Annotated in this window: 7 protein-coding genes; 4 read left to right on the top strand and 3 right to left on the bottom strand. The window is 59.7% G+C overall.

The genetic code is table 11. The features are described from left to right. The 3 genes from AC5DC2_RS15875 to AC5DC2_RS15865 all read right to left on the bottom strand — a co-directional run. Nucleotides 1-358 (bottom strand): ABC transporter permease family protein (locus tag AC5DC2_RS15875; RefSeq protein WP_491699173.1); only part of this gene is annotated, 358 nt, incomplete at its 3' end. A gap of 167 nt (nucleotides 359-525) precedes the next feature. Further along, entirely contained in the window at nucleotides 526-2124 is a 1599-nt protein-coding gene (locus tag AC5DC2_RS15870; protein ID WP_491699172.1) for an ABC transporter substrate-binding protein, read from the bottom strand. A 186-nt stretch (nucleotides 2125-2310) separates the two neighbouring features. After that, nucleotides 2311-3171 (bottom strand): sulfurtransferase, encoded by an 861-nt coding sequence (locus AC5DC2_RS15865; RefSeq protein WP_491699171.1) that lies wholly within the window; start codon nucleotides 3169-3171, stop codon nucleotides 2311-2313. 133 nt (nucleotides 3172-3304) lie between these two features. Here AC5DC2_RS15865 and AC5DC2_RS15860 point away from each other — a divergent pair, with 133 nt between their 5' ends. From AC5DC2_RS15860 to AC5DC2_RS15845, 4 genes are all read left to right on the top strand, one after another. Next, nucleotides 3305-5098 (top strand): ABC transporter ATP-binding protein, encoded by a 1794-nt coding sequence (locus tag AC5DC2_RS15860; RefSeq protein ID WP_491699170.1) that lies wholly within the window; start codon nucleotides 3305-3307, stop codon nucleotides 5096-5098. A gap of 30 nt (nucleotides 5099-5128) precedes the next feature. Continuing rightward, on the top strand, nucleotides 5129-5794 hold the full coding sequence (locus AC5DC2_RS15855) for an aspartate/glutamate racemase family protein (RefSeq protein WP_491699169.1): 666 nt from the start codon (nucleotides 5129-5131) through the stop codon (nucleotides 5792-5794). A 5-nt stretch (nucleotides 5795-5799) separates the two neighbouring features. Continuing rightward, nucleotides 5800-7167 (top strand): dihydroorotase, encoded by a 1368-nt coding sequence (locus AC5DC2_RS15850; RefSeq protein ID WP_491699168.1) that lies wholly within the window; start codon nucleotides 5800-5802, stop codon nucleotides 7165-7167. 10 nt (nucleotides 7168-7177) lie between these two features. Continuing rightward, the coding region (locus AC5DC2_RS15845; protein ID WP_491699167.1) for a dihydrodipicolinate synthase family protein at nucleotides 7178-7726 on the top strand (549 nt) is incomplete at its 3' end.

Below are 7726 nucleotides of genomic sequence, written 5' to 3'. Positions count from 1 at the left end.
AAATCACGCCAATCGGAATACCGATCAGCACGGCGACCAGGACGGCGGTGACGGAGATTTCCAGCGTTGCCGGCAGGCGAAGCATGATCTCGTCGAGAACCGGCCGTCCGCTTTTCAGCGAGTTGCCCATATCGCCGTGCAACAGGCCAACCAGATAGTTCCAGAACTGCAGAAGCGCGGGTTGATCGAGATCCAGCTGCGCCCGGAGAGCCGCAATCTGGCTGTCCGTAGCGCCGGGACCGAGCAGGGTGACAGCCGGATCGCCCGGGATCATGCGCACCAGCGAAAAGACGATCACCAGTACAAGCAGCAGGACGGGGATCAATGACAGCAATCGCCGCACAAGAAATGCAAACATCTAAACACCTTGCTCGCAAGGCGGTTCAGCTCGATACTGAACCGGCGGGAGGCACATTCGCTTGAAAGCACAAACGCGGCTCCGATCTTCAAGAATTTACGGCATCGGCCCACCTGAATGAACGGAGCGGGCCGATGCCTCATCGGGGCGAGGTCCGGGGGGCAGACCTAGTTCTTGGAGACACCCCAATATTCATTGAGCGGCGGCGCCGAATTGATGACCAGACCGTCGACATTCGAACGGGCAAAGACAATCAGCTTCGGGCTGAACAGATAGGCCGCCGGGACATATTCAACGAGCTTTTCCTGGATTTCGGCATAGAGCGCCTTGCGGGCTTCCATGTCGGGCTCCTGCTGTGCTTCAAGGATCAGCGCGTCCAGTTCCGCGTTTTCCGGCATGCGGAACGTCATCGCAGAGTTCTTCAGAGCCGAAAGGTAGCCGATGGTGACGTGCGCGTCCGGGTCGTTGTACCAGGGCTGGCGACCGTCAAGGGCAATGTCCCAATCGCCGGCGACATGCAGCGCGCGGTAGGACGGAAACTCGGTCTGGGCGATCTCCGTGCTGATGCCGACATCGGCGAGATTTGCCTGAACGAAGGTTGCAACGTCGCCCCACAGCGAACCCTGGAAGGAGTAGAGCGTCAGATCCAGTTCGCCCGGACCGTAGCCAGCTTCGGCCAGAAGCTCCTTGGCAAGCTCGGGGTCGTATTTCGGCGACATTTCCTCGACCTTCGGATCGAAGGCCCAGCTGTTTGAGGTCAGCGGTCCGTAAACGCGGTCAGCCGTACCATCGAAGACGCCCGACAGCAGTCCATCATAATCGATCGCATGGGCAATGGCTTCGCGCACCTTGATGTCCGCAACCGGAGAATCGGCATTGGAATTGTTGAATTCCAGCTGACGGATGATCTGCGACGGCTTTTCGATGATCTTGATATCCGGGTCTGCGGCAAAGGCCTTCATTTCTTCGGAAGGAACGGCGGAAAGCTGGCTCTGCTGCTGAATGATATCGACACCGCCGTTTTCAAGCTCGAGCCTGCGGGTCGACGCTTCCGGGATAATGCGGTAGATGATGCGCTTCAACGCCGGGGCACCACGGTAGTAATCGGGATTGGCATCAAGGACAACGCGAGTATCGGGCTCATAGGCGCGGAAAGAAAACGGCCCCGTGCCAACCGGATGATTGGCAAAGTCATCGCCATATTTCTCGACGGCTGCCGGTGAGACGATGGCTGCCTGCGGCTGCGCCAGAATGGACATGAACGCCGGATAGGCTTCGCTGAGCTGAATGACGACCTCGTCATCGTTGGGCGTCTCGATGCTTTCGATCATGCCAAGCGAAGCTTCAACGTAGGGGTTCATCTCTTTCGTGCGCTCGAGCGAGAACTTCACAGCCTCGGCATTGAACGGCGTGCCATCCTGGAAGGAAACGCCGTCGCGCAGATCGAAGGTAAAGGTCTTGCCGTCGTCAGAGATCGACCAGTCTTCGGCCAGACGACCTTCGAGTTCGGCGAAATCCGGTGCCTGCCAAGCGACCAAGGTGTCAAAGACATTCAAGATGATTTCGCTGCCGACCGGCTCCGCCTTGTTAGCACCCGGCTCGAGGCCCGCCGGATCAGACGGTACGGCGATGACAAGCGTCTCGCTTTCCTGAGCCGTGGCAGTGGTTGCAAATCCTGCGACAACACCAGCGGATGTGAGAGCGACAAACCCTGCGGCCAATGCAGCGCCCGACATCGCATTAAAAGTTCTGCGGGTCAGCGTCATACTGATCTCCTCTTATTGTTTATTCTCACCGGAGCTCCCGGCACACACGTATTTCAATACTCGTGATATATCTTTTGCAATATCTATGACGAAACTTTTCATCAAATATCCGTCATTTTTTTAATCTCAAATGCAAATTGAACATCATTTGAGCACTTGCACCCAACACTGCACGCCACAAAGGCATCACGGATGTGGGCCGCGCTTGACCGGCCGGGATGGATCATTGACCCATTGGGACCACGACCCCGGATAAAGGGCAGCCTCAACACCGATTGCGGCAAGCGCCAGAACTTCATGGGCCGCAGACATGCCCGCTCCACAATAAACACCGACGCGATTCGCTCCGTCGACGCCGAGGCCTGAAAACAATTCCTTCAGTGTTGCACTGTCTGTGAAAGGTCCCGGATCCATAAGCGTATCAAGTGTCGGCGCACTGATCGCACCGGGAATATGGCCGCGCTTCGGATCTCCGCCCTTTTCAGGCCCACCGATGTAATTCGGCCGTATCCGGGCATCGAGGAGAACGCCATCGCGTGCGATGGCAAGCGCCTCATCCGCACCGAATTCGGGCATATGGCCCGGCGAAAGGGAAATGGCGCTTTCTGCTTTTGTGTCAGGGGCTTCACTCAACGGAAATCCAGCTGAAACCCAGGCAGGCAGGCCGCCATCGAGCACCCTGACATCCTTGAGTCCGGCCCATTTCAACACCCACCAGGCGCGCGCGGCAGTCATCGCCCGGTCGCCATCGTAAACCACAACAGGCCGATCTTCCGTCAGCCCCCAGCGCCGCGCCGCGACCTCCAGGTCAGCGATATCCGGCAGCGGCCGGTTTCCCAGATCCGCACGGGCCGGTGCCTGAAAGTCCGCATAGGCTTCAGCCTCGACCGCACCGGGAATGAAACCATCACCATGAGAGTCCGCACCCGTATAAGGGTTGATGGATTGGACGGCGATGATGTGCGGCGCACGCTCACCCGTCATCATCACATTCAGATCTTCAGGCGTGACCAGAACCTTGCGCCGTGTTTCGTCATCGATTTTCATCAAACCAACCTCACATTTTGTACTCTAGATATATCACGAGAAACTTTATGTTTGACATAGGGAATGCAATACGGTGTAAATCGAGGCAAGAAAAAAGAATCCACCAGTCGCTCACCTGCGGGAACCAACATCCATGTCCGTACTTTCCATTCGAGATCTGACCACGGCCTTCGCCACACCCTCCGGCTGGCGGAATGTTGTCGAAGGCGTGAGTTTCGATGTCGACGCGGGTGAAACAGTGGCGATCGTCGGCGAATCCGGTTCAGGCAAGAGCGTGACGGCACTCTCGCTCATGGGGCTTCTGCCAAGGAACAAGACACGCGTAACCGGCACGATCAATTTTCGCGGGCGCGATTTGCTGGCACTGACGGATGCCGAAATGCAGCAGGTGCGCGGCAACGAGGCTGCGATGATCTTTCAGGAGCCGATGACTTCGCTCAACCCGGTCATGGCCGTCGGCCGGCAGATTGCCGAACCGATCATGCGTCACCGGGGCCTGCCCCGCCACGATGCCATGAAAGAGGCCATCCGCCTTATGGATCGGGTGCGCATCCCGGCAGCGTCCAAGCGGGCGCATGAATATCCGCACGAGATGTCGGGCGGCATGCTGCAGCGCGTCATGATCGCGACCGCGCTCGCCTGCTCGCCCAAGCTTTTGATTGCCGACGAGCCGACCACCGCGCTGGATGTCACCATTCAGGCGCAGATACTGGAGTTGATTAAAGAGCTTCAGGCGGAAGACCACATGGCGGTGATGTTCATCACCCACGACATGGGCGTGGTCGCCGAAATTGCCGACCGCACGGTCGTGATGTTCCGCTCCAAAATGATGGAAGCCGGAGCAACCGAAGACATCTTCTCCAATCCCGCCACCGATTATACGCGCGAACTTCTGGCCGCTGCGCCCCGTCTCGGCGATCTCGGCGACAGTCCGCTGCCCCGCCCCTACCCCGACCGCAACGGCGTCACCGCAGAAGCCGCCGACACGGTTGACCGCGATGGCCCGGCTCTCTTGAACGTCGAGAATCTGACAACCCGATTTGAACTGAGAAAGGGCGTTCTCGGCCGCGTTCACGCACGGGTTCATGCTGTCGAAAATGTTTCCTTTGCTCTGAAGAAGGGCGAGACGCTTGCGCTTGTGGGGGAATCGGGTTGCGGCAAATCAACCACCGGCCGGTCGATCCTGCGCCTCACCGAACCGGCGAAAGGCAAGGTAACACTCGAGGGACAGGATGTTGGGAAGCTACCCCGGCGTGACCTGATGAAGCTTCGCCAGTCGATGCAGATGATCTTTCAGGACCCCTTCTCCAGCCTCAATCCCCGCATGCGGATCGGCGAAGCCATCGCCGAGCCGATGCTTGCCCATGCTATTGCAACGCCGACGGAGGCGCGAGCGCGCGTCGCCTCGCTTCTTGAACAGGTCGGCCTCTCCGCCGATATGGCCAGCCGCTGGCCCCATGAGTTTTCCGGAGGGCAGCGTCAGCGGATTGCAATCGCCCGCGCCCTGGGCTTGAACCCCAAGGTCATCATCGCCGATGAATCAGTCTCTGCGCTGGATGTCACGATCAAGGCGCAGGTCGTCAACCTGATGATGAAGCTGCAGCAGGAGCTTGGCCTGTCCTACCTCTTCATCAGTCATGACATGGCTGTGGTCGAGCGGATCAGCCACCGGGTGGCCGTGATGTTGCTTGGCGAGATCGTGGAAATCGGTCCCCGCGCCGAAATTTTTGCCAACCCAGGGCACCCTTATACAAGGCGGCTCTTGTCCGCCGTTCCAGAGCCGGATCCCGCTCGCCGCAACATGCGCAGAAACATCCCGCTTCAGGAACTGAAAAGCCCGATTTTCCCGTCCGACTTTGTGCCACCGCACCGCACTTACGATGCCGTCGGCCCCGATCATTTCGTCATGCGCGACGCGGCCGCTTGAGGCCATCTGCGCGACCAGTAAAGACATCCCATGCCCAGCATTCTCGTATTGAACCCCAACAGCTCGAAAAAGGTCACCGCGTCCATCGAGGCCTGCCTCGAAGACCTGAAATCCACGAGCGAACACGAAATCATCTGTGATCTTCTGCCCGAAGCGCCCAGCGGCATTGAGAGCGATGACGATGTGGCGCGCGTCGCCCCCATGGTGCTTGAGTACGCAAAATCGACGAAGGCCGATGCTCTCGTCGTGTCCTGCTTCTCCGATCCGGGTGTGGAAACCGTGCGCCAGCACGTCCGACACATCCCAGTGATCGGCATTGCCGAGGCCGGTTATTACGCAGCTCTCCAGCTTGGCCGCCGTTTCGGCATTGTCTCGCTAGGTCCTGCCTCGATCGCGCGCCATGCAAGACGGATCGACGAACTGGGCCTGACGGCACGCCTTGCCGGCGACCGATCCGCAGCACTCAGCGTCGAGGAATCCGGTGATGATGGACTGGCCCGCACAAAGGTCATGGAAACCGGACGAACGCTGGCCGGAGAGGACGGCGCCGATGCCATCATACTCGGCTGCGCCGGCATGGGACGGCAGAGACCGTTTCTTCAGCGCGAAATCGGGCTGCCGGTCATTGACCCTGTGCAGGCCGGCGTCGCGGCTGCGATCTCGATTCTGAACTTGAAATATATGACAAAGGCTTAAAGCATATGGACCTCGTATTGCGTGGAACCATCGTGACGCCGCTCGCCGCCATTGAAGGCGGCTGGGTAGCGGTGAAAGATGGCAAGATTGCCGCTATCGGCGATGCACAATCAACGCCCCCCTCGGCAGCGAAGACCACCGACCATGGCGACAGGCTCATTCTGCCGGGCGTGATTGACGGCCAGACCCATGCGACCAGCGCCAAGGGCCTTTCCGGCATCGCGGACACGACACGCTCGGCCATTGCCGGCGGCATTACCACGCTTGTCGATATGCCGTTCGATAACCCGGAACCGCTTGACCGGCCCGAACGGCTTGAAGCCAAGGTCACAGCCATCGGTGAATACAGCTATGCCGACATGGCGCTCTACGCGACAGTGACGAGAGACACCGGCACGGCGCATATGGATGCGCTTGTCGAGGGCGGCGTCGCTGCCTTCAAGATCTCGTCCTTCGAAAGCTCGCCGACCCGCTTTCCCCGTATCGGCGCAGACCTGATGCTCGACATCATGGAAAAGCTCTCCGACAGCGATCTGCCGCTCGGTCTTCACAACGAGGATCAGGAAATCGTGCTGGAGCGGATGGCACGCGCACGGGCAGCAGGTGAGAATGGCATTACTGCCCACTCCACCTCCCGGCCGCCTGCTGCGGAGCTTGCCGCCACGGCACAGTTTCTCGCCCTTGCACAGGCCACCGGTGCCCATGCGCACCCCGTACACCTGACCAGCGGCGACGGCTTTGCGATGGTTGAAGCCTTTGCCGGGATGGGTGTCAGGGCCACCGGCGAAACCTGCGTTCACTATCTGTGGTTCGATGCCGGCCGCGACGGTCTGCGGCTTGGACCGCGGATGAAGGTCAACCCGCCGATCCGTCCGGGCGAGGTCGACAACCTCTGGGACGCGATTGTCGACGGCAAGGTCGCCTTCACCTCGTCTGACCATTCCAGCTGGCCGATCGACGGCAAACTGACCAGCTCGATCTTCGATGCCGGCGCTGGCGTTCCGGGGCTCGAAACGCTGCTCCCGGCCTTTTTCACCGCAGCAGAAGCCCGCGGGCTGGACGCCGCTGCGCTTGCCGCAAGCCAGCTTTGCGAGCGGCCTGCCGTCTTCTTCGGGCTTTCGGATCGCAAGGGCGCAATCCAGGTTGGGCTTGATGCAGATTTTGCAGTCCTTGAGACGGGCTCATTCATCTTCGATGAGGAACGCGCCCATGATGGCCTGAACTGGTCTCCCTTCCATGGCGAGACGTTTACGGTCCGCATTGCCGCCACCTATCTGCGCGGCGAACTGGCTTTCAACGGAAAAGATATAACCGGCAAGGCGGGCGCGGGACGCTACGTGGCGCGCGGCGCCGATCGCTGGTTTGGCAATTGAGGAAACACTGATGAGCAAACTGACAGCCTCAAACAAGGGCGTTTTCGTGATTTCGGTCACGCCCTTCCACGAGAACGGCGCAATCGACTTCGACAGCCTCGATCGCGTTACCGATTTCTACCTCGAGAAGGGCGCCACAGGCATCACCGTGCTGGGCATGATGGGTGAAGCGCCGAAGCTGACGCAGGCCGAAGCGCGCGAAATCGTCGGGCGCGTGATCAAGCGCGCTGGCAGCACGCCGGTTGTCGCTGGCGTCTCGGCCCCCGGCCTTGCGGCCATTTCCGAGCTTTCCTCGGCAGCCATGGATATGGGAGCTGCAGGCGTGATGATCGCACCGCCCGCAAGCCTCAGAACCGACGATCAGATCACGAACTACTATGCCCAGGCCTGCCAGGCAGCCGGTGACGGCGTTCCCGTGGTGCTGCAGGATTTCCCGCTTTCGACAAGCGTCCAGATCTCAAACGGCACGCTTGGCCGTATTATCGAGGAAAATGAGCAGATCGTCATGCTCAAGCATGAGGACTGGCCGGGTCTTGCCAAGATTTCCGCCCTCCGTAAG

The organism is Martelella sp., assembly GCF_984369615.1.
The sequence above is the reverse complement of the archived record's forward strand: the minus strand, read 5'-3'. Positions and strand labels throughout refer to the sequence as shown.